Raw genomic sequence first — 25,663 nt, 5'->3', positions numbered from 1 at the left:
TTGTCAACAATGATGCTTAAAAAATATACTCAAGTATTGCTGGTACCCTGTATGGTGCTGCAATTCCTTCAAACAGGATGTAATAAAGACTTTTTCGATAAGCAGCCGCTTGATGCTGTTTCCGACGCTACTTTTTGGAAGTCGGAAGGTGATGCCAAACTTGCCCTGACAGGTTGTTATTCGACATCCGCCGGATGGCGCGGAGAAGATTTCTGGACACCCCGAGCTTTACTAAATCTGGATATAATGGCCGGAAACGGATCGGAGAAAGAGCTTATTCCGGATCATGTGACGGACGGGACGCTTACCTCATCTTACTGGGTAACAGGGGCACACTGGCAACATGCATATGAGCGGATAGCGGCATGTAATAACTTTCTGGACCATATTGGGAGTGTCAGCATGGATGAGGGACAAAAAGGGGTCATGACGGCTGAGGTAAGGACTATAAGGGCTTACGAATACCTTAATCTTACTTTGTTCTTTGGAGATGTTCCGCTGGTTAAAACGGTCCTGTCCATTCAAGAGGCTAACAGCGTGTCTCGCACCCCTAAGGAGGAAGTGTGGTCGTTTCTTGAAACTGAGCTGAAGGAAAGTGCTGCTGTCTTACCAGCTACTCGTCCTAATAGTGAAATCGGACGAATTACGTCAGGTGCTGCTCTGGCTGTTTTGGGGCGCTTGCAAATGCTTGAGAAGAAATGGAGTGACGCCGCTGTTACGTATAAAGCGATAATAGACAGTAAAGTCTATATTATTGAGGCCAAGTATAGGGAGCTGTTCTGGGAGACGAATGAATTTAGTAAGGAGATTGTGCTGAGCTCCCAATATCAGGTGGACACTTACTCGCATGTGCTGCTTCAATACCTTTATCCGGAAACATGGGGAGGTTGGCATCAGTATTCTGTCTATAATGAACTGTTAAAAGAGTTTGAATGTGTCGATGGCAAAACAATAGCCGAATCGCCCTTGTATGACGTGAACAATCCTTATAATAACCGGGATCCAAGATTGGATTATACAGTTATGATATCCGACAGGACGACGTTCAAAGGTCAGACCTATATCGCCCGGCCTAATACAAATTCTCCTGACAGGTTTAACAAATACAATTGGAGCGGATACAGTATCAATAAATTTATGGATGAGAGCTTTTCTGGAAATCTGATGAATTATGGCGGAAACTGGATTGTCATTAGGTATCCGGAAATTCTGTTGAGTTATCTGGAATCCAGGTTAGAGTCGGGAGCAGCTATTGATCAGGCATTGTTGAACGAAACTGTTAATTTGGTCCGGGGACGATCCTCAGTGAACATGCCGGCCGTTGTTGAAACAGACCCTCAAAGATTAAAAACCATTATCAGGAGAGAACGGAGGGTGGAATTTGCCTTCGAAGGTTTGAGGTATTTCGATATTCTCAGATGGGGTATCGCTGCTGAGGAATTGAACCGGCAATTTACAGGGATGAAGTTGACAAACACTCCGGCGACTTATAAGGATTATCCGGTGGATGATGAAGGCTATTTCCTTTATCAGAAAAGAAGCTTTAAAAAGGGCGTAAACGAATTATGGCCGATACCGCTTTCTGAAACTCAGCTGAATAAGAACCTGGTTCAGAATAAGAATTACTGATTCGGGATCTTCAAATTGGATGAAAATTGCCCGATGCATATAAACGCTGTAACACAATTGTAAATGAAGAGATATTGTCTGGCACTAGACTTAGTGGACGATCCGCAGTTGATTGATGAATATGAATACTGGCACAAGAACGGTTGGCCAGAGATCCGGGAAAGCATTATAGATAGCGGTATTAAGGAGATGGAAATATACAGAACCGGAAACAGGCTGTTTATGATCGTTGAAGCAGAGAATGATTTTTCCTTCGAGCGTAAATCTAAGCTGGACGCAACAAACAACAAAGTTCAGGAATGGGAGAGCCTAATGTGGAAATTCCAGCGCCCCTTGCCCTGGGCCAAAGATGGTGAGAAATGGATGATGATGATGCGGATTTTTCAGCTTTGAGTTTCACTTAAGAAGAAGAATGATTGTAGCATATGTCACAGGTAGACACATAGATAGATTAAAAACTAATCGTATGAAACGCAGAGAATTATTAAAACATTTGGCAGCAACTATCCCGGCATTGGCCTTAGCAGATGAGATCAACGCCGCCAGTCGTATTTTGAAAGGTCTGGGAGGGGAAGTGGAAACATCCTCGTTCAAGCCAACATGGGAGTCATTGTCGAACTTTAAAACGCCCGACTGGTTTAGGAATGCCAAGTTCGGAATTTGGGCGCACTGGGGACCTCAATGTGAAGCCGAATATGGAGACTGGTATGCACGTGAAATGTATATGGAAGGAAGTCGGCAGTATAAGTACCACCTTGAAAAATATGGACACCCTTCCAAATTTGGATTTAAAGATATTATCAACGAATGGAAAGCTGATGCATGGAACCCGGAGGAATTGCTCGCTCTCTATAAGAAAGCAGGAGCCAGGTATTTTATGGCACTGGCGAACCATCATGATAATTTCGATCTATACGACAGTAAATATCAGAAGAACTGGAACTCTACCAAATTGGGGCCTAGGAAAGATCTTGTAGGTGGATGGGAAAAAGCAGCCCGGAAAAACGGGATGCACTTTGGAGTAAGCGTTCATGCTGCTCATACCTGGAGTTGGATGGAGACTGCTCAGCGCGCAGACAAGACCGGGCCGTATGCGGGAGTCACTTATGATGGAAAGCTGAGGAAGGCGCAGGGAAAAGGGACATGGTGGGAAGGGCTGGATCCGCAAGAACTTTATGAACAAAACCATCCTCTTAGTCAAAATAGTAACGATAACGGAATGATTCATAAACAGTGGAACTGGGGAAATGGTGTAAGTCAGCCTTCTAAAGAATACTGCGATAAGTTTTTTAACCGTACGATCGATCTGATCGATTCTTACAATCCGGATATGGTTTATTTCGACGATACCGCGTTGCCATTATGGCCTATCAATGATGCCGGGCTCCGGATAGCGGCTTATTTGTACAATAAAAGTGTTAAAAGGAATGGTTCTCAGGAGGCAGTGATATTTGGTAAGATTTTAGATGAACTACAAAGGAAATGCATGGTTTGGGATATTGAGAGAGGACAAAGCAATGCAATTGAACCCTATCCATGGCAATCAGACACGTGTTTAGGCAGCTGGCATTATGATCGTAGCATCTATGAAAACAATCGTTATAAAAGTGCCAAAACAGTGATTCATACGCTTGCCGATGTCGTCAGTAAAAATGGCAACCTTTTATTGAGTGTTCCGGTAAGAGGCAATGGTTCTATCGATGAACGCGAGCGCGTTATTGTTGAAGAGATCGGAGAGTGGATGGCTGTAAATGGAGATGCGATATATGATACGCGGCCCTGGATGGTATTTGGAGAGGGTCCTGCAATGGAATCCGCCGCTCCCCTTTCAGCTCAGGGTTTCAATGAAGGAAAAGGTAAGGCATTTTCATCTTCCGATGTCCGATTTACAACTAAAGGCAATGTGCTGTATGCTATTGTTTTGGGGTGGCCTGAAGATAACAGGGTTAAAATCAGGTCTTTGAAGAGAGGGAGCAATGAGGTGAAAAGGACCATTAGTGGTGTAAGCATGTTGGGAAGGGACGAAAAGCTGTCCTTTACACATGATGGGGACGCACTCACGATTAGTTTACCAGATAAGAGTAAATTGTCGTATGCTTTTTGTTTGAAGATTGTCTAGACTATTACGGATCGCTCTTTAGTACGGCGATCCTTTTTAAATCTGAAACTTTTAATTTTTAATTACCTCATAATCAAATGAGAACTTCTCAAGAACGGATATGTGGCCCATTTATTTGAAAAAAAGTTTTAGAAATTAGAAAAAGAACCTACATTTGCAGACCCAATCACGGGAATGGTATCATAGCTCAGTTGGTAGAGCAAAGGACTGAAAATCCTTGTGTCGCTGGTTCGATTCCAGCTGATACCACCAAAAAAGCCTTTCAGCACACACTGGAAGGCTTTTTTTACATGAAGGGAGTTTAGCTCAGCTGGTTTAGAGCACTACCTCGACAAGGTAGGGGTCACTGGTTCGAACCCAGTAATTCCCACGATATACAAAGCCTTCCGCTTGCCGGGAGGCTTTTCTGTTTTTAGGAGTTGCTCATTGCAGCACCTGTTCCCTAAATTTCCGGAATTACTGTGCAGGGCTTTTCCGGCAGGTGGCCGTAGATGTTAGCCGCTTCATTAAAAAATACCGGGCCTTATACCTTCAGTTCGAATACTTTACTATATTTATTGCGCTAACCTCTAAACCAAAAAATATGATCAAAAAACCGATCGCCCTCTATGTATTGATAATTTTGGCCGCGCTCGCTATATCGAAGCCTGGTTTCTCACAGCAGCAGTCGACCTCAGGCCCCTCCGCTTCAAGAGTAGTGGAAGACGGTGGAACAGGTCCATACAGCGCTATCATGCTTTCGGAAAGCACGCTTACCACGCATACCATATTCCGCCCGAAAGACCTGAGTAAATTTGGCAGTAAGGCGAAGCTTCCTATCATTGCCTGGGGTAACGGAGCCTGTGCAAATTCACCCTGGGAGCACCTGAACTTTCTTTCGGAAGTTTCCTCTCATGGATTTTTTGTAGTAGCCATTGGTCCCATGCCTGCCGAAGGGGAGAAAGGCAGCGGCAGATCGAAGTCATCACAGCTTACCGACGCTATTGACTGGGCAATTGCACAGAACAGCGATAAGAATAGCCCGTACTACAACAAACTGGATGTGAAGAAAATTGCGGTGAGCGGCATGTCATGCGGCGGCCTGCAGACCCTGGAGGTATCATCAGATCCAAGAGTAAGTACTGTTGTGGTTTGCAACAGCGGTATATTCAATACGCCGGGTAATGGCATCAACAATATGCCAAGCCTCACAAAAAATAATCTTCAAAAGATCCATACGCCTACCTTGTACCTGCTCGGCGGGGAAAAGGACATCGCGTATGCGAACGGAATGGATGATTATAAGCAGATCAATCATGTACCGGTATTTGTAGCGAATATGGACGTTGGCCATGGGGGTACCTACATGCAGCATCACGGTGGAGAGTTCGCTAAAGTGGCCACAGCCTGGTATAAATGGCAATTGAAGGGCGACAAAGAGGCGGGCAAGTTGTTCTCCGGCAATCCGGCAGGACTGGCACAGAACTCCCAGTGGAGGTTTGAGAAAAAGAATATGCCTTAGTTCACACAAGCTTTATTATGTACGAATTTTCGAATTTTCTATCCGGCGCCTCCAAGGGGCGCTTTTTCTTTGTAATGATCGCATTCATCTGTGCGGTTAGTCCCGCTGCCGCTCAGAAGCTAAATATCAAGAACGATGTGTTCTGGAAGACCAGCCAGGGAGACGGTATTTACAGCCAGGGCGGAGGTATTTTCAGGTTCAAAGATCCTGGCAGCGGCAAAGAGCAATATTACTGGTATGGCGTCCACTACAAGGAAGCAGAGACTTACCGGAGCTCCCCTGAGCGGACATTACCCCGGGCAAGTTTCGAGTCTGTGACCTGCTATACTTCAGAAGATCTGGTGAACTGGAAGTTCGAAGCCGACGCGATGACAAAAGCAGAAGCCCTGCCCGACGGAAGATGGAACTGGGTAGGCCGGCTCGGAGTGGCCTATGTCAAAGAAATAGGTAAATACGCCATGCTAGTCCAACATGGGGGAGAGGTGCTGATCGCCCTTTCAGATCGTCCAGCAGGACCGTTCAAATGGCATCAGAAGATTAGTATGCTGGACCGCATCGGAACTACGAATACCGGAGATCAGACCGTCTTTACGGATGAGGATACCGGCAAATCCTACCTGGTTTATTCTTATGGCAGGGGTAGAAACAAGATCTACGTTTCGGAGATTGGGATGAAGGATGGAAAAGTAGACTTACTTGATTGCGTTAAGATATTTGAAGGAGCAAGTCGTGAGGGAAATTGCATGTTCAAGTACAAGGGCAAGTATTACATGGCAGCCTCTAACATCTACGGATGGGATGGTTCCCTGGCCTATTACCTGATAGCTGACGATGTAAGAGGGCCCTATAAGCCGCATAACGAGATGTTGGTTATGGATGGTGCCGAGAAGGATTATGCGCACGTTTCGCAGACCGGATTTTTCGTGACCCTAAAGGGGACTAAGCAGGAAACGGTGGTTTATTGCGGTGACAGGTGGTCGAACTTTGCCGGCAATGGCTTGGGCTATAATGTCTGGGTTCCGCTGTCGTTTAACGGCGATCGTCCCTATTTCAATTCCCTGAGTTCATGGAATCTGAATGCCCGGACAGGAGAGTGGGATGTGGCAGTGGACAATAACTATGTGAGTAATGGAAGCTTAGAGGCAGACCGGAAGCGGATTCCTAGTGTGGTAAAGCCTAAGCAGACGGCACTTACCGGTTGGGATACCAGGGTGCTGAAGGGTAGTGCGATCTCTCTGGACAGTTTGGCTTCTCCCGCGTTGAACTATTTCAACACGGAGGAGGACAGAAGGAAGGTGACAGGAGAGAAGAGTCTCCATATTAGTGATATGGTGGATTTCGAGCGGAATGTGTCGCAGGTGATCAGTTCTTCGCCTTATGTAAAATTACCTGATGGGCTTTATACGCTGAAGGCTACGGTCAAGAGTACGGGTCGTTTTGAGCTACTGGAGATGTACGGGGAAAGTGGAGGTAAGCGAAAGGTGTACAAGTTACAAGGTGCGAATTCAGATTGGAAGGTAGTTGAGTTGGTGGATATACCTGTAAAGAACGGTAAGGTGGAAATTGGCTTTAAAGCGGCAGGAAAGGGTGGGGCGTCTTGTCAGATGGATGATGTTTCGCTGATTCGGACGCGATAGGCCTTTTTAGCCTTCGAATGTTAAAGTTTGATTTTTTGTTGATCAAGGAGGAGAAATCAAAAATTAAATTATATTTGCAGCCCCAACACGGGAATGGTATCATAGCTCAGTTGGTAGAGCAAAGGACTGAAAATCCTTGTGTCGCTGGTTCGATTCCAGCTGATACCACCAAAAAAGCCTTTCAGCACACACTGGAAGGCTTTTTTACATGAAGGGAGTTTAGCTCAGCTGGTTTAGAGCACTACCTCGACAAGGTAGGGGTCACTGGTTCGAACCCAGTAATTCCCACAAACGAAACCTCAGAGAAATCTGGGGTTTTGTTGTTTGGGGCGATTTGATGTGTTGCTGTGCTCCTTCAGGTGTCTTTCATCTCTTCCTGATGACGTTGCGCACACTAAAAGTAGGGAATGTTGATGAATAATCGTAGTGTTGGTGCTACTTTTCATTTTGGCGCATTAGATGGCGCGTCTTATGTGCTATGATTTTCTAGCTTGAACAGATTATGAGGCTGGTTTTATAACGCAAGAGCGATTGGATCTGTGTGTGAGAGATGTAATAACAAATTGTGTTGTCTCGCTCACTAAGGCGTTATAAGTAGTGGGTTATAGGAAGATTTCCAACCGGACTATATGTAGTTAAGTATACTGCTTCTAGGGTTATTATGTATTCAAGTTGTCCCAAAATGAAGGTAATCTTCGAAGTAGTTTGGTGCTAATCTGCGGTGATTTCGCTGTAGGAATAACATGACCTTTGGAGTAGAATGGTGTTTTCCTGTGGCCGTCAGTCGTCTATTATGTTGGTGCAACCTTTCAGTAGTTTACCACTTCAAGTTGCTTGAGAATCCTGCTTTACTTCATATTTTATGTTAAGGTTATATCGTGATTAAGGAATTGCCTTGGGGATTGCTAGCGTCGTAGCTTGAAGGTATGAGAACTTCACTGTTTCGATTGCATGTGCTTTTCATTCTTATGGGTTTCTATAGTAAAGGTTTCCTTTCTATAGATTGTTTCTATATGTTAAACCAAATGAAAGCCTTAGCCTTCATACTTCTTAAATGCGCGATTCACCAAGGTCGCAGTCATATTGCCCATATATATCACCGCAAAGAGCCACATTCCAAATCCTAGTAGATCTTGCGCCCAGTTGCCCTCGACATTCGTCAGTGAGGAGAAGAACTTATATACCAGGGTTGTTACTGCAGTGGACAAGAGTACAGCTACAACTATAGCTATACCCTTGAAAGTTGTACGTAAGGTTTTCATGCGGTAAATGTAATGATTTGCTTATTTGATTGATGAAAGAGAGAAGGAACAAATCAACAATGGGACGTAACTGAATGTTGAAATCGATTTTGTACTGGGATGTACTTTTAGAACTGCCAGTAATGAGGATTGAACTGTAATGCTAGTGGTGCGTTTTCATTTCTTCAAGATGTGAGCTTAATTTGCTTGGTATTTGAAGTATAATTAGTATATATGACACCAATGACTAAACTCAACTAACTGATTAGTAAATTAATAGGTATATTAATTAGTTCTATATAATGGTACAGATTAAGTATGTTAGTGATGATAATTAGGACAACTATATTATCTTTGCTGGTATGGAAATTGAAGACAAACGATTCGACCAAAAGGTCGATCTATTTATCGAAAAGGTTAGGAAGCTGGGATATCACAGCAAAAATCGATTTGAGAAAGTTGATGATAAACAGTATCGTTCATTAGAAGGTGAACAATCCTCCTTTAAATTTAAGGGCGATTTCGTGATTGTATCTAGAGACCTTTATGACGGATTAAGCAATAAAAGCAAGGAGATAGTGATCAAAATCCAACAGGAGCTCTTGTTGAACAACCCGCTCTGGGAATTGAAGGATGCAAAAAGCGGAAGTGTAAAGACAGCACTTGCTGAACTCAAGCGGAAAGGTATCATACTAGGGATCCATGGTAGTAGTATTTATATAGTCAATCCCGCAAAGATAAGAAGAGGGAGTGCTTTAGGGGGATTGATGGCTCTTTTTAATCTAGCACATGAAAGATGCTTAAAAAGAAGTAAGTGGAAACCCGCCTCGAGGGATATTAAAGTGTTAGAAGCTCCCCTACAACGAGCGATGCCAGGTCAAGGAAGAAGATTGGCTGAATCGAACGAGTAGCAAAAATAAGTCCTATCTAAATCTTAACAACACGACAGTTAGACATCGTGATAATTGTTGTGATTGATCATCAAAATGATCATATTGCTGCATAATTCTTAATTGTTCAAATGTCTGAAGATCAGAAGAAACAACTGGAGCAACAGCTCTGGAATATAGCTAATACCCTACGCGGCAAGATGGATGCCGACGAATTCCGGGATTATATCCTGGGATTTATCTTTTACAAGTATTTAAGTGAAAAGATGCTGATGTACGCGAATTCGATCCTTGAAGAGGATGGAATACTGTATAATAGTCTCGATGAGGGTACGGAGGAGGGTCAAGCTTATCTGCAGGCCGTACATGAAGAGGCAATAGACAAACTCGGTTACTTCTTGAAGCCGTCTGAGTTGTTCAGTGAGATTGCCAGGCGTGGGAATGCTAAAGTAGAGGATGGAGATGGTGACGGAGTAAGTAACTTTATACTTCAAGACTTAACGGATATCTTGAAGAATATAGAGAAGAGTACTATGGGTACGGCTAGCGAAGACGACTTTGATAATCTTTTCGAAGATCTGGACCTTACATCCACAAAGCTGGGTAGAACAGAAAAAGCTAAGAATGATCTTATCTCTAAGGTTCTTGCTCACCTTGACAAGATTGACTTCAAGCTTGAAGATACCAACGCAGATGTACTGGGTGATGCTTATGAGTACTTGATAGGACAGTTTGCCAGTGGTGCTGGTAAGAAAGCGGGGGAGTTCTATACGCCTCAGCAGGTATCTACCGTACTTGCGAAAATTGTAGCTACAGATAAGACTAAGCTGAAGTCGGTTTACGATCCTACCTGCGGATCGGGTTCCTTGCTGTTGCGGGTAGCCAAGGAAGTCGAGCATGTATCCAACTTCTACGGTCAGGAGCTGAACCGTACGACATATAACCTTGCCAGGATGAATATGATTCTGCATGATGTTCATTATCGGCAGTTTGATATCAAACAGGAAGATACGCTAGTTCACCCGCAGCATCTTGACCTACGTTTTGAGGCGATCGTAGCTAATCCTCCTTTTTCTGCTCAATGGAGTGCCAGTAGTGTTTTTACAACTGATGATCGCTTTAGTGAGTACGGTAAACTCGCCCCTGGTAGCAAAGCAGACTTTGCCTTCGTTCAGCACATGATTTATCATTTGGCAGAGAACGGTACCATGGCAGTTGTGTTGCCGCATGGTGTCCTCTTCAGGGGAGCAGCCGAAGGGCATATTCGGAAGTTTCTGATTAAAGATAGGAATTACCTGGATGCGGTGATTGGTCTTCCTGCTAATATCTTTTATGGTACTAGTATTCCTACTTGTATTCTTGTCTTCAAGAAATGTCGCAAAGCGGATGATAATATCCTGTTTATTGATGCGAGTCAGCAATTTGGTAAGGTTGGAAATCAGAATCAGCTTAGGGAGGAGGATATTGATGGGATAATCCGTACTTATAGGAGGCGAGAGGTGTCGAGTAAGTACAGTTATGCTGCGACTTTGAAAGAAGTTGAGGAGAATGAATATAACCTTAACATTCCGAGGTATGTTGATACCTTTGAAGAAGAAGATTCTATTGACCTCAATGAGGTAGCCGCCGATCTGAGGGATCTTGAAGCACAAATCCGTGCATCAGATAGCTTATTAGTCGATTACTGTACGGAATTAGGGCTTGATTCACCGATTTGATATGGAAGAAGGTACTAGTACTCCTGTATTAAGATTTTGTGGATTTTCAGAAGACTGGCGGATAGTTAGACTAGGAAGCGTCTTGACTATCCTTAATGGATTTGCTTTTTCAAGCAGCCATGCTGTGGAGTCAGGTGTCAGATGGGTGAAGATAGCTGATGTGGGTATCCATAAGATGAAGAAAGACAATCTATCCTATTTACCTGTTAGCTTTACAAGGAGCCACAGTAAGTTTATACTGAAAAAAGGTGATTGTGTGATTGCATTAACTCGTCCGATTCTAAATAGCAGGCTAAAAATAGCAATGATTGATGATGAATTTGACGGAGCTCTGTTAAATCAGCGAGTTGGTAAGATTATTACTTCAAATCATCTACCGTTTATATATTATCTATTGCAGCAAGACAGGTTAGTCACTATAATCGAGAGCAATATTGCTGGTTCAGATCCTCCAAATCTATCTCCAAACGAGATTAATGGTATCCAAGTAACCGTTCCCATTTTAGCAGAGCAACAGAAGATAGCAGCCTTCCTAACAGCTGTTGATAATAAGATCCAGCTACTCGAAAAGAAGAAAGGCTTGCTTGAGCAGTACAAGAAAGGTGTTATGCAGAAGATCTTCAGCCAAGAGATCAGGTTTAAAGATGATCATGGGAAAGATTATCCAGATTGGAAGGAGGGAAAGCTGGCTGATGTAGGTATTATTATTGGTGGCGGAACGCCAGACACATCAATTGAGAGTTATTGGCGGGGTGAAATCAACTGGTTCACACCGACTGAATTGAAATCGAAATATGTAGAAAGTAGTGTTCGTAGAATATCTCAACAGGGATTGATTAATTCGTCTGCGAAACTTCTACCTCAAGGTGCTGTTTTGCTCTCTAGCCGTGCGACAGTTGGGGATGTAAGTATTGCATTAACAGACTGCTGCACAAATCAAGGTTTCCAATCAATTGTAGTAAGCAAATCAAACGTCAATGAATTTGTATATTATTGGCTTAAGCTAAATAAGCATCAGTTGCTAAAGAATGCGAGTGGATCTACTTTCCTAGAGATAAGCAAAGCTGAGCTAGGCAAGCTTAAGATCAACGTTCCATCTCTACAAGAACAAACGAAAGTTGCCAACTTTCTATCAGCTATTGACGATAAAATCAAGTATGTCACCACTCAAATTGCATTAACACGGGAGTACAAGAAAGGACTCCTTCAGCAGATGTTTGTATAAGCAAACACTCCTTGCAAACTCTTAAGAGATTCGATATGTTTGTAATAACAGTACCTACTTGCATACCATCAGAACTGCAAGTGGGTCATTCTTTATAGCTATGGCAACAAGCAGAGAGCACAGTAGTCAATGACCCACCAATCCGAACAAGTACTTGAAGAGAACCTAGTCAGGCAACTGATCGCCTTAGGATATTCATTCGTAACCATCAGGAATGAGTCGGAACTACTCATTAATCTAAAGGGCCAGCTAGAGAAGCACAACCAAGCATCATTCTCAGAGACTGAGTTCGCGAAGATACTTAACCACTTAAATAGGAGTTCCAGCGTATTCGACAGGTCTAAGATCCTCCGTGATAAGTATGCCTTACCAAACGACGACGGCACCACTACTTACATTGAGTTTATCAATCAGGATCATTGGTGTAAGAACGAATTCCAGGTAGCTCATCAGATCAACATGGAGGGCAGCTACAAGAATCGGTATGATGTTACTATTCTCGTAAACGGACTGCCAATAGCACAGATAGAATTGAAGCGCCGTGGGCTTGAGCTAAAAGAAGCGTTCAATCAGGTCACACGATACCATAGACATTCGTATGCTGCCTCGCAGGGATTGTTCCTGTATGTTCAGCTGTTTGTGATCAGTAACGGGGTAAACACCAAGTACTATGCTAACAATAGGATACAGGATCTTAACTTCAAGCAGACATTCTACTGGTCGGATGTAAATAACAGGAACATCACGCAGCTTGAAGCATTTACAGAGGTGTTTCTTGAACCGTGCCATTTAGCCAAGATGGTGACCCGGTACATGGTTCTCAATGAAACATACAAGTCTTTGATGGTGCTGCGCCCTTACCAGTACTATGCGGTTGAGGCGCTGATTGACCGGGTAAAGTTCAGTCATAAGAACGGATATATCTGGCATACTACCGGATCAGGAAAGACGCTTACATCCTTCAAGACAAGCCAGCTGTTGGTGAGCCTTCCCAAGGTTCATAAGGTGGTGTTCGTAGTAGACAGGCGAGATCTCGACTATCAAACGAATAAGGAGTTTAATAGCTTCAGTAAGGGAAGTGTTGATGAAACCGACGATACTCAATCGCTGGTTAAGAAGTTCAGCGATGACACCAGGTTAATTATAACGACGATTCAGAAGCTGAATAACGCTGTCTTTAATAAGCGTTATCTCAGCAAGATGGAGAAGCTCAAAGATGAGCGGATCGTCTTTATCTTCGACGAGTGTCACCGCAGTCAGTTTGGTGATACGCACCGACGCATTAAAGCTTTCTTCAATAATCACCAGATGTTCGGATTTACGGGAACGCCTATTTTGGCTGAGAATGCGACGGGCAGTATTGGGTCAAGGCGAACTACTACTGATTTGTTTGACGAGTGTTTGCATAAATACGTGATCACCGACGCTATTAAGGACGACAACGTATTGAAGTTTTCGATTGAATACGTTGGGAGATACAAGGACAAGGTTGATAGGCCAACTTATGTTGATATTCCGGTGGAGGACATCGATACTAAAGAGCTTCTTGAAAGTCCGGTTCGTTTAGAGAAAATAGCCGACTATATTATAGAAAATCATGATCGGAAGACGCATTCCAGGCGTTTTACGGCTATGTTCTGTGTTAGCAGTATTGATTCGCTTACGAAGTATTATGATCTCTTTAAAGCGAAGAAAAAGGACGGTAGACATAATCTTCGAATAGCCACTATATTCTCTTATGGCGTTAATGAAGATGATAAGGATGCTAACGGAATCCTTGAAGAAGAGGAGGTATTCAGCATGGCAGCAGAGACCGTCCCTTTATACAAAACTCAACACAGCAGGGATTATCTTGAAAGCTGTATAACGGATTATAATTCTCTATTCGGAACCAGCTTCAATACACGTGACAGTCATTCGTTTTATCTCTATTATAATGATATTGCCAAGAAGGTTAAGGAGAGGCAGATTGACCTGCTTCTTGTAGTGAATATGTTCCTGACCGGCTTTGATAGCAAGACGCTGAATACGCTGTATGTAGATAAGAACCTGAAATACCATGGACTTGTTCAAGCCTACTCCAGAACGAATCGTATACTGGATGATGTGAAGTCTCAGGGGAATATTGTATGCTTTAGGAATTTGAAACAGGCTACTGATGATGCTATCGCTATGTTCTCTAATAAGGATGCTCCGGATGTCATTATTATGGAGCCTTATGAGGACTATGTTGCCAAGTTTAATAAGGCTTATGAAGAGTTATTAAAGATCGCTCCCACAGTTGACAGCGTGAGTGATCTTGTGAGGGAGCCAGATAAGCTGGCATTCGTGCAGGCGTTTCGTGAATTGATGCGGGTCAATAACGTGCTAACAAGCTTCTCCGACTTTCATCCGGACCATATTGATATGGACCTACAGGCTTTCGAGGATTATAAAAGTAAGTATCTTGATCTTTATCAGAGTACTAAAGCTCAGCCGAAGGAGAAGGTGTCGATACTGAACGATGTTGATTTTGAACTGGAACTTATACATCGGGACGAGATCAATGTGGATTACATCCTGGCACTGCTGGCTAACCTTACCGACGCCGACGAGAAAACAAGAAAGCAGAAGGTGAAGCATATTACCGACCTTATTGATGGAACAGTTCAACTTCGGAGCAAGAAGGAGCTAATCCAGAAGTTCATTGCCGAGAATATGCCACATATACGAAACTCTGAAGATGTGACCTCTGAGTTCGGTGCCTTTTGGGATAAAGAACGTGTTGAAGCCTTTCAACGCCTTGTTGCGGAGGAAAGTCTCAAGCCGAAAGAGCTGCAGGACGTGATTGAAGGCTATCTGTACACGGAACGGGAGCCGCTCGGTGATGAGATTGTGAACTTGCTTGTAGAAAAGCCTAAGATCCTCACCAGGAGAGCCACTATTAACCGCGTGTTAGATAAGGTGGTTAAGTTTGTCAATACGTTTTTCGATGGAGTTAATAACACTGCTGCCTAAGGAAGATATATGAAGAACTATTATCGAGTGATGTTAGGGCGCGCGAGCGTATTTGCACGGGAGTGTTTTGAATGGGGCTTTATAGGTGCTGATTTCGGCTTTGATTTTGATCTTGCCGGGCGTCTTTCAGATAATTGGAAAGACTTCAATAGGGAGTTTATCCCATTCTTTCTTAACAAGTTTCCGGAAAAGACAAAGGTTGGGGCCGGTTTGGCTTGCGGAGCTTTGCACACTGTAGCCAAAGGAATCAGTATAGGTGACATTATCCTGTCACCCACTGGATCTGGAAGCTATTATGTTGGTGAGGTAACGGGGGATTATATATATACTCCGGGTCAGAATTTGCCTCATAGACGCCCTGTTAATTGGTTTCATCAAACCATCGACCGCGCGGAAATGAGCGCGGAGTTGAAGAATTCTACAGGGTCAGTAGGTACAATCTCGCTGGTGTCAAAGTATGCAAGTGAAATAGATAGTTTAATCGTTGGATCAGAGTTGCCGCCAATCGTCGCGACCGACCTGTCCATTGAAGATCCTACCGTATTTGCTTTGGAACGACATTTAGAAGACTTCCTGGTTCACAACTGGAAGAATACTGAACTCGGCAAGAAATATAAGATCTATGAGGACGAGGGAGAGCAGGTAGGAAGGCAATACCCGAGCGATACAGGTCCTATAGACATCTTGGCCATCAGTAAGGATGGTGCCGAGTTGTTGGTAGTAGAGTTAAAGAGGGGTAGAGCTAGTGATCAGGTCGTTGGACAAATACAGCGATATATGGGATATGTATTGCAGGAACTTGCGGAGCCTGGGCAGACTGTAACAGGGATCATCATTGCGCTTGAAGATGATATTAAGATCAAGAGAGCTTTAGCAGTAGCTAGTAATATCTCTTTCTATAGGTATCAAGTTAGCTTCAAGCTGTTTAAAAGCTAACTCGAAGATGTTCTAAAGGTAGTGATTTGACATGAGGGTCTTAGGATAGCTGACTCTCAACGTGAGTCTTTTTTACTTGGGAGAACGTAGGTTCGTGTTTCTAGTAGAGCTAAGTATAGTCTAGTTTATGTTGTGTAAGTTCACTTCTTCAAGCAAGGTGCAAAATTGTTTTCGTCCATCTTGAATTTAAAAGCATTCCTGCCCCGCGGTGGTTAGTATGTTTGTAGTATAGATCATATTTGAGAGATCGAGTGCCTTCGGTTAGATAGTTAATGGTTTGAGTAAGAACATGATTCGAATAGTGTGGAAGTTTCTTTAGTGGAATAGTCGTTGTATTTATCTGTACTTCAATTATATGTACGTTTGTTGTGTAAACCTATTGTTTACAACTTTGTATATATGTTTCGTTATTGTTTACAAATATCCCATATTTGCATATGGGAAAGATCGCGCTACATCATCAGATCGCTGACAAGGTCTTGGAGCTTATGAGTCAAGGCACACATGGCGAGGCCAATGCCGAAAAGTTCAATAGCAATACAATCGTACAAGTGAAGCAAACTGATAAGTCGTTTCGACTAAACGGGGAGATATTCATTTCGTCTGCAGACTTGTATGATGGTCTATCTGCAAGTGCGATCAAGCTTGTAATTCAGATTCAAAGGGAGCTGGTAATGAACAATCCGCTATGGGAGTTTAAGCAAAAGAACAATCCGAGAATGAGGAGTGCTCTTGCACAGCTTAAGCGAAATAATATCATCGAAGCAATAAAGGGGACGGACATGTTCATAGTTAATCCAGCTAAAATCCGCAAAGGTAAGCCCCTATCGGTTTATGGAGCTCTATACGTGTATGCTCGTAAACATTACCTCAAAGACAGGAATTGGCGTCCCTCAAGTGATGATATTAAGCGTTTTAAAATAGCAGCTGATGTAACGTTATTTCCCTCTGAGCTATTTGTGCAAAGGCCAGCTGCGTTGGAGGATGACAGCCAGGAACCCGGAGAAACGTTTAATGTCTCACATTCATCTTAGTTAAGTTTTGGCTAAGATGTAGATGTGAGCTCCTGCCCCCGGGGCCTTGTTCCGGAAATGCTAGCCGGGGCTTCTTATCGAGGTGGTTTGGTATCACCGACACTCTCACCATCCTTAACAATCCCATTGCCGACACTCTCATCATGCAACCTGAGCTGCAGGTTTATTATAGACCCGGTATTAGGTTGCTGGTATGATAGGAATTCCTGTATTCTCTCGAAAGGTAAGTCCTCGACATTTAAGAGTCGTTCTTCTTTAGTTAAGAAGTCAAGGAACTGACTGTGAATTTCACGCATACTGACTTTATATGTCGTGATTAGATGGGCGTCATCTTTGGCCTTCGAAGGTGACGCGAATGGTCTACTAACTCGCTGTTCATTCCTCTTGTTTGATATTCCGGGGTGATATCGGCCATCATTTAAGCGTACTTCTAGCTCATTGCGGAGCAGTTTGAGGATTTTATCGCGTAACTGAATTGTCTTTGCACGATTGGGGTACAATTTGAGTCCGATACAATTACCATTGTACTGCCTAATCCGCTTATCGTCATAGTAGAATTCAATGTATACTCTCTTATTGATGTCACTGGAGCTTCTGATTATAGGAGGGGAGTAGTAGCCGTGCATGGTTAAGGTTGATAAGACTAATAAGCTAATTTAAGTTGAACGCTCTTCTTGAGCAAGCCATTCATCATGTTGGTTATCAAGGTGTGATGATCCGTGACTTAGAGCGCTGGATACATAGTATGTCTGGTTGCTAACTTTCTTGTAGTTCGAATCTGACGTGATGTATTCCGTCGAGAAACCCTTCTAAAACCAGTGGCCTTGCATGAGCAAGTTTAATGAAGTACGTTTCTTTGCGATATTGCTTATGTTCGCTTCTATATTCGATGATAAAGGCTACGCTATTTTCATTCAAGTTCCCCGCTATATCATAGATTTGACCCTCATCATCAATCAAGGACGACGCAACGGTGCCATTGTTGAATGATAAAGTGAACGGTTCTTCTGATTGGTGTGTACGTTCGACGTCTTGATGATCTGTTGGGATCACCGTGATCCGCTTTACAAGCCAGGTCCCATTCATCGTCGAAGAATCATTACATGCGTTCCATTTAGCAATCTTTAGTTCAGCTTTCTCGGCGTGACTGATGGCGTCATTTAGGTCAAGTCCTAATTTAGCATTTTTACTTTCTAGATCTTGAATTTGCCGTAGGTTCTGCTGTTTTTCCTTTGTCGATGTCTCTGCTTCAGTGGATAAGGTCTTGTTTTGCAGCTCCAGCTTGTCATATTCGCTTTGTAGTGCCCGTAATGTATCCACGGTAGCACTTTCTGTTCTAATGAGTTCTTTGAGGCTCGCTCGTTCTATTTTAAGTTCTTCACGCAACTGATTGAATCTACTAATAGGCATCGAACCGTCGTTAGTGGCTTCCAGTATTCTTGTATCGTTATCAGCGTTGACCCATGCTTGCAGGTATCTGATGAATCCTTTCACAAAGGGCATGGTAAGAGTATAAGCTATTGCTAAGACTAGCGGTATGAAGAAGTTATAAAGGAAGTTGGTGTTTGCTTGAATGACACCCAGGTATGAAGTGTATCTATCTAAAGGAAGCTCGCTTTGCTTGTAGAACAGCAATGTCACTGGTATCTGGTAATTACAAAAGAGCCATGAAATTACGAATGACACGATAAGAGGATTAGAGGCCCGGCTTTTTACTTCGCTTAGGAAGTCCTTGAATGTATCCATGATAGGCTAGGTTTGAAATAAAGGTATATGTTTTAGGGAGTACTTTATACTTCTTCTTATTATTTAAGGCTACAGCTCTGGTAAAAAGCTCTTTAACTCATTGATGTTTTCTTCTCCAAGACCACGGAGGTAGTTTAATGTCACGATCATATTGCTATGATGGAGCATCTTTTGAAGAATATGTAAGGACTTTGTTTTTCGGAAAACGTTCACTGCAGCTGTATGCCGGAACGAGTATATAGTTTGATTCTCTTGTATGAGATTCAAAGACTGGAGCCTTATCTTAGCTCTTGCCCACTGCGTGTTTAGATAGAAAGCATTATAAGGTTCAAGGTTGCCGCTTAAAATGTTTGCATTCGGGTTTAAGTTTTCGGAGATCCGTTCTCGAAGGGCCAGTTGGACGTAGGACGGTACGTTTATCACTCTAATACGCTTACTTTTGTTCTCATTGCCGCTAAGATGGATTGTTGTGAGGTCCTGACTGATATGTCTGACGCAGAGTAGCCTCGCTTCCTGGTGTGGCCTAAGAAAGCACCCGTAAGCGAGGAGGCATGCAAGATGTAGGTTGGGATAGTTGGCTCTCAAGAACTCAAGTATTGCCTTTAGCTGCTCCTTACTATATATCTTATGCAAGTGTGCTTTTTGCTTCATTTTAGGTATCTCATCCAGTAGATTATTCCTTACTTTCTTCATACGAAGGAGTTCCTTGAAGAAAACACCCAATACTCGTCTCTTATTCATATAATGGGTGCCTGAGCTGTTGAATTTGTTCAGAAAACCCTCTATTTTCCGACTTTCCAGGTCTGATGATGGCTTGTTCAGAACTTCGACCGGTAAGAAGGCAAATAACTGAATAATGATACCATTTAGATCTCGCTTGTAGGTGGCGCTTAAATCAGACCGCAGCTTAATCTGAAGGATAGCAGTCAGGTCTTCCTTCAAGGTGCTCGTCTCAAGTATTGGAGTATCAACCTCTACTTGGTCGGGGTTCCATCCTTTCTTTAAGGCACTCGTAAATTCAAAGGCCAGGCGCTTAATTAGCTTAAGACGGTCCTTGTAAGTTGTGCAGTAGTTTGGTGCGATCTTCAAGTTGAGCTTGTTGCCGTTATACTCCCTGTATCGAACTCCATCAAAGTAATAAGTAATGTAGGCTCTCTTCTCCATGTCCTCGGAGATAACGATCTTGGGTTCAGTATACATGATTTGGCGCTTTAGTTGGCGCACGTCGCTTTGAAGCGATGAAAAACAGCCTTGGTATCATAGCTCAGTTGGTAGAGCAAAGGACTGAAAATCCTTGTGTCGCTGGTTCGATTCCAGCTGATACCACAAAAAAGCCTTTCAGCACACACTGGAAGGCTTTTTACATGAGAGGGAGTTTAGCTCAGCTGGTTTAGAGCACTACGGGATCAATGCCAAAAGTTGTGGGGCGGATCATAAAAAGTTAGCTTTACATTTTTAATTTCTTTACTGTTCATGGCCTCCGATACCACCTCCCTGCTCCGATTATTTCTCCCTGATTTCATCCTGGAGAACTTTGAATTTACTGGTTCTATTGAAGAAAATGATACGCTTCATATCCACCTGGAAGAAATCAATAAATTACCCACAGAATGGGCATCCATTAAAGTAGAGTCAAAAGGTTTCTTTCCAGAAATCACGGTTCAAGACTTTCCTATCCGTGGACATAAGGCGTTTTTTCATATTAAGCGGCGGCGATGGCTGGATCTGGAGAGCGGCAAAGTGATTTATCGAGAATGGACTTTAGTGGAAAAAGGAACGCGATTGACAGGGGAATTCGCGGCTTTTTTAAAAGAAATCAATCGATACCGCTCCCAATAGCGTTGAAACCATTAGTTCCTTTTATGGGGTAAAGGTCAAAAACCTGCTTCGTCAGTATCGTGATAATCTTAGTGATTTTAAAAGCTGGGATCAAAAGCCCCATGCAAAGAAATGGCTCTTATATCCCCAGAACCTGGGAGAGCAACTCTCTATTGATGAAACCAGTTTATCCCATGGAGAGCTTTATACCATCGTGACCAATAAAGCAGCAAAGGGTAAAAAAGGAGCCATAGTAGCCTTGGTAGCTGGCACCAAAGCAGAAACCGTGATTTCCGTATTGCAAAGAATTCCAGAAAGAATAAGAAAGAAGGTAAGAGAAATTACCCTGGATATGGCAGGTAGTATGGAAATGATCAGCAAACGTTGTTTTCCGCAGGCAGTCAGGGTGACCGACCGTTTTCACGTTCAGAAACTGGCTACAGAGGCATTGCAGGAAATGCGCATCAAACAAATCTCATCAAATGAAATATCATCCTGCAAGGACGATTTCCTGGAAGAAAAACCTTATTCTCAATACAGTCTTTCGGGATTAAGTGCCTCCACAATTGAAGCTCAGCTTGTCGGTTTACACCGTACCTACGCCGAACTCTGGGGCTACAGCGGAGATCAGGGCTTTGTAGCCGCATGGCACATCGGCACGGACATCGCCAGTGCCGGTTCTACACAAGGGGTGGAAAAATCGGGATTAATGCAAAGGGCTTCCGTGTAGCTGCGAATTCGCCACTCGCCGTGAGTACAAGAACAATCCGTACTGGTGACAGGGTTATTCCGTTCGAAGCTGATAGCTTGCAAAACTGGTATCCTTATCCAACAAAATGGGGGGATATGATCCTGCAGATGATTTCGGCTTTGCGTTGATCAAAGATTTTCCGGCCATGCGTCTTGGAGAAACGTATCTGCTGCGCGCTGAAGCCCGTTTCCGTCAAAACAATCTTGCAGGGGCTGCGGAAGATATCAATGTTTTGCGCGACAGAGCCTTCAAACTTGCCAGGGTTGCACAAAGTAATCCTAATCTTGGGAGAGTAACCGCCGCCGATATCAACATCGATTTTATTCTTGATGAACGCGCCCGCGAGCTTATTTCAGAAGAGAATCGGAGGATGACCCTGGTACGTACGAATAAGCTGAAGGACAGGATCGCGAAGAACGGCGATGCGGGGCCGGCTAACAAGATCATTGCCGGGTTCCAGGATTTCAACACGTTGTTGCCTCTGCCGCTGCAGGATATTCAACTGAATAATAAATCTGGTGAGTCATTGGTGCAAAATCCGGGTTATAGCAAATAACAAGCTTGTACCTGCAAAAGAGTACCTGAATTACTAAATGACGCTGAGCCGGAAGGCATTCGCTGAATACCCTTTATCAGGGCTGCTGTTGAATGACAGAGCTCTGGTAAAGGGTATTCGCGTTTTAAAAGAGCTTGTATGGTTTCGGGTAAGCACGGCGATTTTAAGGAGATGTTCCTCTGGATTCATGATGATTTTTCCGTAAATTGCTCTGTGCGAGCCGTTGAGTTTAGATGTTCGGATGGTGATAGATGCTACGGTATTAACATGTTCTGATAATTCATTAATAACATCGAGATGGAAGAAACAACAAATGAACAGATGGAGCAGTCGTCAGCAGATGACAAGACACCCAGAGTAACCGGAATAGGAGGCATTTTCTTTTTTACAGAAAACCCGAAGGAGACTCATCAGTGGTACGCGAACAATCTGGGTCTTACAATAAACGACTGGGGATCTACATTCCAGTCGCGTAACTTCATCAAACCTGAAGTAGTTGAATCCCTCCAATGGTCAACATTCAAAAACGGTAGCGAATATTTTGCTCCTTCAAGCAAGGATTTTATGATTAATTACAGGGTGCAGCATATTGAGGCACTGGTAGAAAAACTTCGTGAAAATGGTGTGGCGATTCTGGACGATATCGAAAGCTATGAGTACGGAAAGTTTGTACACATCATGGATCCGGAGGGAAACAAGATTGAATTGTGGGAACCCTGATTTTTTCTTAAAAGGTGACTTTCATCATTCTTTTTGAATCACCTGTTATCTAACTTGTGCTGATAATCAATTAGTAATAGCCTAAACCCATATCTTATCATGAGCAAGTATGTCCTGATCCCACTGGTGTTTTTTTGTAATTTTTGTTTTGGACAGTCGAGGGAGGCATTATGGAAGCGGTATCAACAAGGCGACTTAAAATATGTTCTGGAGCAAGCTTCGCAATCAGCAGATAGCGGGGCGGCGGAGATGCAGCTTCTTATCGGACGTGCATTGACGGATTCCGGTGAATTTGATAGAGCTATTCCTTACTTGAAGAACGTTGTGTCTGCCCGGCCGTCTATTGATTACCAGAGGGCATGGGGCGAAGCTTATTTGGGTGTGTGTATGTTTGCTACGGGAGATCAAAAGTTGTCGAGGATACTTCTGATGAAGTGTATCGACGAAAATATAACGCCCAGTTGCTCGAAGTTCGCTGCGAAACGTATGGCACTATTTGGTTTTACGCCCCAATACCGGGACTTTGATACGCGCACAAGCGGGAACTTTGTTTTTTATTTTGAGCCAAGGGCTATCAATAAGACAGACCAGGAAACGTACATCGGGCGTCGGCAGCAAGCATATGATGCCATTTCCGCTTTTTTCGGGCGTAAGCTGAAGGGTAAAATAAATTATTTTTCGTGGGCATCCGGGAGCTCATTGAAGGAGGGAACAGGTAGTAACTCCGGTTTTGCAACTCCGGAATATGGAATTGTCCATGCAGCGATCAATCAGACTCCCGGTCATGAGATAGCTCATTTGTTTGTCCGGTCCAGGCGAAAGTCGCCGCTTGTAAACGAAGGTTTAGCCGTATACCTGGATCAGGATCATGGAGACCTGTTCAGTCAGGCTAAACAGCTATTATCTAATGGCAGCCAGACAACGGTTAATATTCATGAGATGTGGAATATGAGAGACAGCTATGAATCAAAGACCTTTTATAAGGTTGCAGGTGCATTTGTAGAAGAACTGATCAAAAAAGCGGGGAAGGAGCGGTTCCTGAAGCTTGTTGAGAACCAGACTTTGGAGAATGCGGAAAAGATTTATGGGAGTGATTTTGCGAAAATGGTAACTGACTTTGAAACGCGCATAAATAGCATATAGAATAGGCTTAAGCAATCTCGACTAAACCCATCAAAATGAAAAACCTGAAAAGATTCCTCCTTGTCCTGGTAGTGCTTTTTTTCATACTCTATACAGGTGTTTGTATCTGGTTCTACACCGGACAGGAGCAGGCTCTCTTTAATATTGTTAAAACGCCTCTTGGCCACAGGTACAAATTCGCTCAGCAATACGAAGACAAGGAAATCAAAATGGATGATGGAGTCAAACTCCACGGCTTGCTATTTAGAGCGAAGCCATCGAAGGGCTTGATACTGTGGCTTCCAGGAGGAAGAGGGATGCTCGATTCCATTGGTAGTGAGGCCAAATATTATACGGATTCAGGTTACGATATTTTCATGATTAATTATCGGGGATTCGGTAAAAGTGAGGGTGAAATCTCCAGTGAGGATCAGTTTAATCGGGACATGCAGACGGTCTATAATTATTTTAAAAAGGAGTATTCTGAGCCCCGTATGATTGTATACGGGTATTCTCTCGGCTCTGGTCCTGCCGCTGCACTCGCATCAGTTAATTCACCGAAGATGCTTATTCTTCAGGCCCCCTATTATAGCATGACGGAACTGGTCGGGACCTCTATCCCTTACTTGCCTGTATCGTTGCTGCTGAAATACAAATTTTCTACCGATGAATCGCTCAAAAGAGTCAAAAGCCCTGTGGTTATTTTTCACGGTGAAGCTGATAAAAAGATTGACCCTGAAGTTTCAATAAGGCTTAAGAAGAGCCTGAAACGGCACGATGAGCTGATCATTCTCAAAGGCCAGGGACATAATGATTTCAGTAGCAACAAAGAATATCTGGCTCAGCTTAAGAGAGTGCTTCATTGAGAAAAGCTTCGCTTTTCTTTTTTAAAATGCCATTTAAGCTAAATCAACAGAATGCAATAATACGGGAACACTGATATGCGTCAAACATTTCCTGATCTCTCAGGTTAATGCTTCCTAAAAGCATTCCAAAGAGATGAACAATCCATTTAAGGCCCTGCTGCTACTTGCCTTAGGAATATATCTGCCTGTTCATGTTGCGGGTCAGGAGAAGTCCGACCACCCTTATACACTATTTCATGCCGTACCTGCGGATCAAATGCGTGAGATGACGACCGACCGCCCGGACGTGACAGAGTCGCCTTTTACTGTGGATGCGGGCCACGTCCAGTACGAGACTGATCTTATAAGGAATGTTCGCGAAAGAAGTGAGCACGCGGAGACCAATACCTGGTTAATTAATCAATTCAGTTTCAAAATCGGACTTCTGCCTTCCACCGCAATAGAGGTCGGGTTTGAAACTTATGGAAAGCAGGTGGAGAAATCTCTTGTATCGGGGACCCGCCAAACGAGCAGGGGAACGGGGGATCTGACATTGAGGGTCAAGCAAAACCTTCTTGGAAATGACGGGGATGGTCTGGGGCTGGCGCTATTACCTTACTGCAAATTTCCAACATCGCAATATGATAGTGAAAGCATGTTTGAAGGTGGCCTGATCGTACCCATGCACTATACCCTGCGGGGAGAGTGGGACCTGGGAATGCAGCTGGAAGTGGACAGGCTGAAGGATCAGGATCAGCAGGCCTTGCATACAGAATGGTTACAATCATTGACCGTTGCGCATGCGCTTTTCAAGAAGCTGGATGGCATCGCAGAAACTTATTATACTTATGATTTCAAAGCACATCAATGGACCAATTATCTGAATGCTGCTTTACAGGTGGAAGTTTTTAAAGACGTCAAGCTGGATGCAGGTTTAAACTACGGGATCCAGAAGACCGCAGAAAAACATTATTTTCTGGGTGCGTCCTGCCGGTTTTAGGTCTTCGTGGATTAGGAGTTTTTTCAATTCGGTTTCTTGAGCAAATCGAACATGATGCTCCTGGAAGACAATTATCCTGGTTCAAATGAACATTCATGTTGTTCATTTAGACAAATGAACCATACTCTCTCTCTTGTTCTGTTCATATTTGTGAGTGCGGTCTTGTTTGCCGTTCTAC

Annotated in this window: 21 protein-coding genes and 5 tRNA genes; 23 read left to right on the top strand and 3 right to left on the bottom strand. The window is 43.4% G+C overall.

Features of this window, described 5'->3' with window-relative positions; all coding sequences use genetic code 11:
* Window positions 1-9: 9 nt before the first annotated feature.
* The 9 genes from ACO1NU_RS09650 to ACO1NU_RS09610 all read left to right on the top strand — a co-directional run bounded on the left by ACO1NU_RS09650 (window position 10) and on the right by ACO1NU_RS09610 (window position 7,174).
* Window positions 10-1,629 carry a RagB/SusD family nutrient uptake outer membrane protein gene (locus ACO1NU_RS09650; RefSeq protein ID WP_448818260.1) on the top strand — a complete coding sequence of 540 codons (1,620 nt, stop codon included), beginning with the start codon at window positions 10-12 and terminating at the stop codon, window positions 1,627-1,629.
* A 63-nt stretch (window positions 1,630-1,692) separates the two neighbouring features.
* Window positions 1,693-2,022, top strand: coding sequence for an L-rhamnose mutarotase (locus ACO1NU_RS09645; RefSeq protein ID WP_448818259.1), 330 nt, complete (start codon window positions 1,693-1,695; stop codon window positions 2,020-2,022).
* A 73-nt stretch (window positions 2,023-2,095) separates the two neighbouring features.
* On the top strand, window positions 2,096-3,748 hold the full coding sequence (locus ACO1NU_RS09640; protein WP_448818258.1) for an alpha-L-fucosidase: 1,653 nt from the start codon (window positions 2,096-2,098) through the stop codon (window positions 3,746-3,748).
* Between the two features lie 176 nt (window positions 3,749-3,924).
* A tRNA-Phe gene (locus tag ACO1NU_RS09635) sits at window positions 3,925-4,000 on the top strand.
* 43 nt (window positions 4,001-4,043) lie between these two features.
* A tRNA-Val gene (locus ACO1NU_RS09630) sits at window positions 4,044-4,118 on the top strand.
* A gap of 213 nt (window positions 4,119-4,331) precedes the next feature.
* Entirely contained in the window at window positions 4,332-5,249 is a 918-nt protein-coding gene (locus ACO1NU_RS09625) for an alpha/beta hydrolase family protein (RefSeq protein WP_448818257.1), read from the top strand.
* Between the two features lie 17 nt (window positions 5,250-5,266).
* Window positions 5,267-6,886 (top strand): family 43 glycosylhydrolase, encoded by a 1,620-nt coding sequence (locus ACO1NU_RS09620; RefSeq protein WP_448818256.1) that lies wholly within the window; start codon window positions 5,267-5,269, stop codon window positions 6,884-6,886.
* 95 nt (window positions 6,887-6,981) lie between these two features.
* Window positions 6,982-7,057 (top strand) — tRNA-Phe (locus ACO1NU_RS09615).
* Window positions 7,058-7,099: 42 nt separating this feature from the next.
* Window positions 7,100-7,174, top strand: a tRNA-Val gene (locus tag ACO1NU_RS09610).
* 746 nt (window positions 7,175-7,920) lie between these two features.
* Here the strand turns inward: ACO1NU_RS09610 and ACO1NU_RS09605 are convergent.
* Complete coding sequence (locus ACO1NU_RS09605; RefSeq protein WP_448818255.1) at window positions 7,921-8,148, bottom strand: hypothetical protein; 228 nt, start codon at window positions 8,146-8,148, stop codon at window positions 7,921-7,923.
* Window positions 8,149-8,489: 341 nt separating this feature from the next.
* Here ACO1NU_RS09605 and ACO1NU_RS09600 point away from each other — a divergent pair, with 341 nt between their 5' ends.
* The 6 genes from ACO1NU_RS09600 (at window position 8,490) to ACO1NU_RS09575 (ending at window position 16,927) form a co-directional block, all read left to right on the top strand.
* The gene (locus ACO1NU_RS09600; protein WP_448818254.1) at window positions 8,490-9,038 is read left to right on the top strand and encodes a hypothetical protein; all 549 of its coding nucleotides are present in this window, start codon (window positions 8,490-8,492) and stop codon (window positions 9,036-9,038) included.
* Between the two features lie 110 nt (window positions 9,039-9,148).
* Complete coding sequence (locus ACO1NU_RS09595; protein WP_448818253.1) at window positions 9,149-10,735, top strand: type I restriction-modification system subunit M; 1,587 nt, start codon at window positions 9,149-9,151, stop codon at window positions 10,733-10,735.
* Window position 10,736: 1 nt separating this feature from the next.
* A complete protein-coding gene (locus ACO1NU_RS09590) occupies window positions 10,737-11,960 on the top strand; it encodes a restriction endonuclease subunit S (RefSeq protein ID WP_448818252.1) in 1,224 nt (407 codons plus the stop codon).
* A gap of 129 nt (window positions 11,961-12,089) precedes the next feature.
* On the top strand, window positions 12,090-14,957 hold the full coding sequence (locus ACO1NU_RS09585; protein ID WP_448818251.1) for a type I restriction endonuclease subunit R: 2,868 nt from the start codon (window positions 12,090-12,092) through the stop codon (window positions 14,955-14,957).
* A gap of 9 nt (window positions 14,958-14,966) precedes the next feature.
* Window positions 14,967-15,893, top strand: coding sequence for an endonuclease NucS domain-containing protein (locus ACO1NU_RS09580; protein WP_448818250.1), 927 nt, complete (start codon window positions 14,967-14,969; stop codon window positions 15,891-15,893).
* A gap of 437 nt (window positions 15,894-16,330) precedes the next feature.
* Entirely contained in the window at window positions 16,331-16,927 is a 597-nt protein-coding gene (locus tag ACO1NU_RS09575) for a hypothetical protein (protein WP_448818249.1), read from the top strand.
* Window positions 16,928-17,683: 756 nt separating this feature from the next.
* Here ACO1NU_RS09575 and ACO1NU_RS09570 read toward each other — a convergent pair.
* Together ACO1NU_RS09570 and ACO1NU_RS09565 are read right to left on the bottom strand one after the other, a co-directional pair.
* Window positions 17,684-18,673: a hypothetical protein gene (locus ACO1NU_RS09570; protein WP_448818248.1), complete on the bottom strand. Its 990-nt coding sequence runs from the start codon at window positions 18,671-18,673 to the stop codon at window positions 17,684-17,686.
* A 69-nt stretch (window positions 18,674-18,742) separates the two neighbouring features.
* The gene (locus tag ACO1NU_RS09565; RefSeq protein WP_448818247.1) at window positions 18,743-19,873 is read right to left on the bottom strand and encodes a tyrosine-type recombinase/integrase; all 1,131 of its coding nucleotides are present in this window, start codon (window positions 19,871-19,873) and stop codon (window positions 18,743-18,745) included.
* A gap of 53 nt (window positions 19,874-19,926) precedes the next feature.
* Here ACO1NU_RS09565 and ACO1NU_RS09560 point away from each other — a divergent pair.
* The 8 genes from ACO1NU_RS09560 to ACO1NU_RS09525 all read left to right on the top strand — a co-directional run bounded on the left by ACO1NU_RS09560 (window position 19,927) and on the right by ACO1NU_RS09525 (window position 25,485).
* Window positions 19,927-19,999: transfer RNA gene (locus tag ACO1NU_RS09560), tRNA-Phe, on the top strand.
* A gap of 147 nt (window positions 20,000-20,146) precedes the next feature.
* Window positions 20,147-20,512 carry an ISAon1 family transposase N-terminal region protein gene (locus ACO1NU_RS09555; protein ID WP_448818246.1) on the top strand — a complete coding sequence of 122 codons (366 nt, stop codon included), beginning with the start codon at window positions 20,147-20,149 and terminating at the stop codon, window positions 20,510-20,512.
* A complete protein-coding gene (locus ACO1NU_RS09550; protein WP_448818314.1) occupies window positions 20,493-21,221 on the top strand; it encodes an ISAon1 family transposase in 729 nt (242 codons plus the stop codon). Before ACO1NU_RS09555 ends, ACO1NU_RS09550 begins: the two co-directional genes overlap by 20 nt.
* A 106-nt stretch (window positions 21,222-21,327) precedes the next feature.
* Window positions 21,328-21,798, top strand: a complete 471-nt coding sequence (locus tag ACO1NU_RS09545) for a RagB/SusD family nutrient uptake outer membrane protein (protein ID WP_448818245.1) — start codon at window positions 21,328-21,330, stop codon at window positions 21,796-21,798.
* A 297-nt stretch (window positions 21,799-22,095) separates the two neighbouring features.
* Window positions 22,096-22,518: a VOC family protein gene (locus ACO1NU_RS09540; RefSeq protein ID WP_448818244.1), complete on the top strand. Its 423-nt coding sequence runs from the start codon at window positions 22,096-22,098 to the stop codon at window positions 22,516-22,518.
* 99 nt (window positions 22,519-22,617) lie between these two features.
* Complete coding sequence (locus tag ACO1NU_RS09535; protein ID WP_448818243.1) at window positions 22,618-23,661, top strand: hypothetical protein; 1,044 nt, start codon at window positions 22,618-22,620, stop codon at window positions 23,659-23,661.
* A gap of 35 nt (window positions 23,662-23,696) precedes the next feature.
* Window positions 23,697-24,506: an alpha/beta hydrolase gene (locus ACO1NU_RS09530; protein WP_448818242.1), complete on the top strand. Its 810-nt coding sequence runs from the start codon at window positions 23,697-23,699 to the stop codon at window positions 24,504-24,506.
* A 133-nt stretch (window positions 24,507-24,639) separates the two neighbouring features.
* On the top strand, window positions 24,640-25,485 hold the full coding sequence (locus ACO1NU_RS09525; protein ID WP_448818241.1) for a transporter: 846 nt from the start codon (window positions 24,640-24,642) through the stop codon (window positions 25,483-25,485).
* Window positions 25,486-25,663 lie beyond the last annotated feature (178 nt).

This window comes from Arcticibacter sp., from assembly GCF_053551015.1.
This window is presented reverse-complemented; position numbering and strand designations above follow the sequence as displayed.

Bases quoted from the DNA above. Each gene is read 5' to 3' on its own strand.
- ACO1NU_RS09625 (WP_448818257.1), top strand. From the start codon at position 4,332: ATGATCAAAAAACCGATCGCCCTCTATGTATTGATAATTTTGGCCGCG.
- ACO1NU_RS09580 (WP_448818250.1), top strand. From the start codon at position 14,967: ATGAAGAACTATTATCGAGTGATGTTAGGGCGCGCGAGCGTATTTGCA.
- ACO1NU_RS09650 (WP_448818260.1), top strand. From the start codon at position 10: ATGATGCTTAAAAAATATACTCAAGTATTGCTGGTACCCTGTATGGTG.
- ACO1NU_RS09620 (WP_448818256.1), top strand. From the start codon at position 5,267: ATGTACGAATTTTCGAATTTTCTATCCGGCGCCTCCAAGGGGCGCTTT.
- ACO1NU_RS09530 (WP_448818242.1), top strand. From the start codon at position 23,697: ATGAAAAACCTGAAAAGATTCCTCCTTGTCCTGGTAGTGCTTTTTTTC.
- ACO1NU_RS09570 (WP_448818248.1), bottom strand. From the start codon at position 18,673: ATGGATACATTCAAGGACTTCCTAAGCGAAGTAAAAAGCCGGGCCTCT.
- ACO1NU_RS09645 (WP_448818259.1), top strand. From the start codon at position 1,693: ATGAAGAGATATTGTCTGGCACTAGACTTAGTGGACGATCCGCAGTTG.
- ACO1NU_RS09540 (WP_448818244.1), top strand. From the start codon at position 22,096: ATGGAAGAAACAACAAATGAACAGATGGAGCAGTCGTCAGCAGATGAC.
- ACO1NU_RS09605 (WP_448818255.1), bottom strand. From the start codon at position 8,148: ATGAAAACCTTACGTACAACTTTCAAGGGTATAGCTATAGTTGTAGCT.
- ACO1NU_RS09565 (WP_448818247.1), bottom strand. From the start codon at position 19,873: ATGTATACTGAACCCAAGATCGTTATCTCCGAGGACATGGAGAAGAGA.
- ACO1NU_RS09600 (WP_448818254.1), top strand. From the start codon at position 8,490: ATGGAAATTGAAGACAAACGATTCGACCAAAAGGTCGATCTATTTATC.
- ACO1NU_RS09590 (WP_448818252.1), top strand. From the start codon at position 10,737: ATGGAAGAAGGTACTAGTACTCCTGTATTAAGATTTTGTGGATTTTCA.
- ACO1NU_RS09555 (WP_448818246.1), top strand. From the start codon at position 20,147: ATGGCCTCCGATACCACCTCCCTGCTCCGATTATTTCTCCCTGATTTC.
- ACO1NU_RS09545 (WP_448818245.1), top strand. From the start codon at position 21,328: ATGGGGGGATATGATCCTGCAGATGATTTCGGCTTTGCGTTGATCAAA.
- ACO1NU_RS09640 (WP_448818258.1), top strand. From the start codon at position 2,096: ATGAAACGCAGAGAATTATTAAAACATTTGGCAGCAACTATCCCGGCA.
- ACO1NU_RS09595 (WP_448818253.1), top strand. From the start codon at position 9,149: ATGTCTGAAGATCAGAAGAAACAACTGGAGCAACAGCTCTGGAATATA.
- ACO1NU_RS09585 (WP_448818251.1), top strand. From the start codon at position 12,090: ATGACCCACCAATCCGAACAAGTACTTGAAGAGAACCTAGTCAGGCAA.
- ACO1NU_RS09525 (WP_448818241.1), top strand. From the start codon at position 24,640: ATGAACAATCCATTTAAGGCCCTGCTGCTACTTGCCTTAGGAATATAT.
- ACO1NU_RS09575 (WP_448818249.1), top strand. From the start codon at position 16,331: ATGGGAAAGATCGCGCTACATCATCAGATCGCTGACAAGGTCTTGGAG.
- ACO1NU_RS09535 (WP_448818243.1), top strand. From the start codon at position 22,618: ATGAGCAAGTATGTCCTGATCCCACTGGTGTTTTTTTGTAATTTTTGT.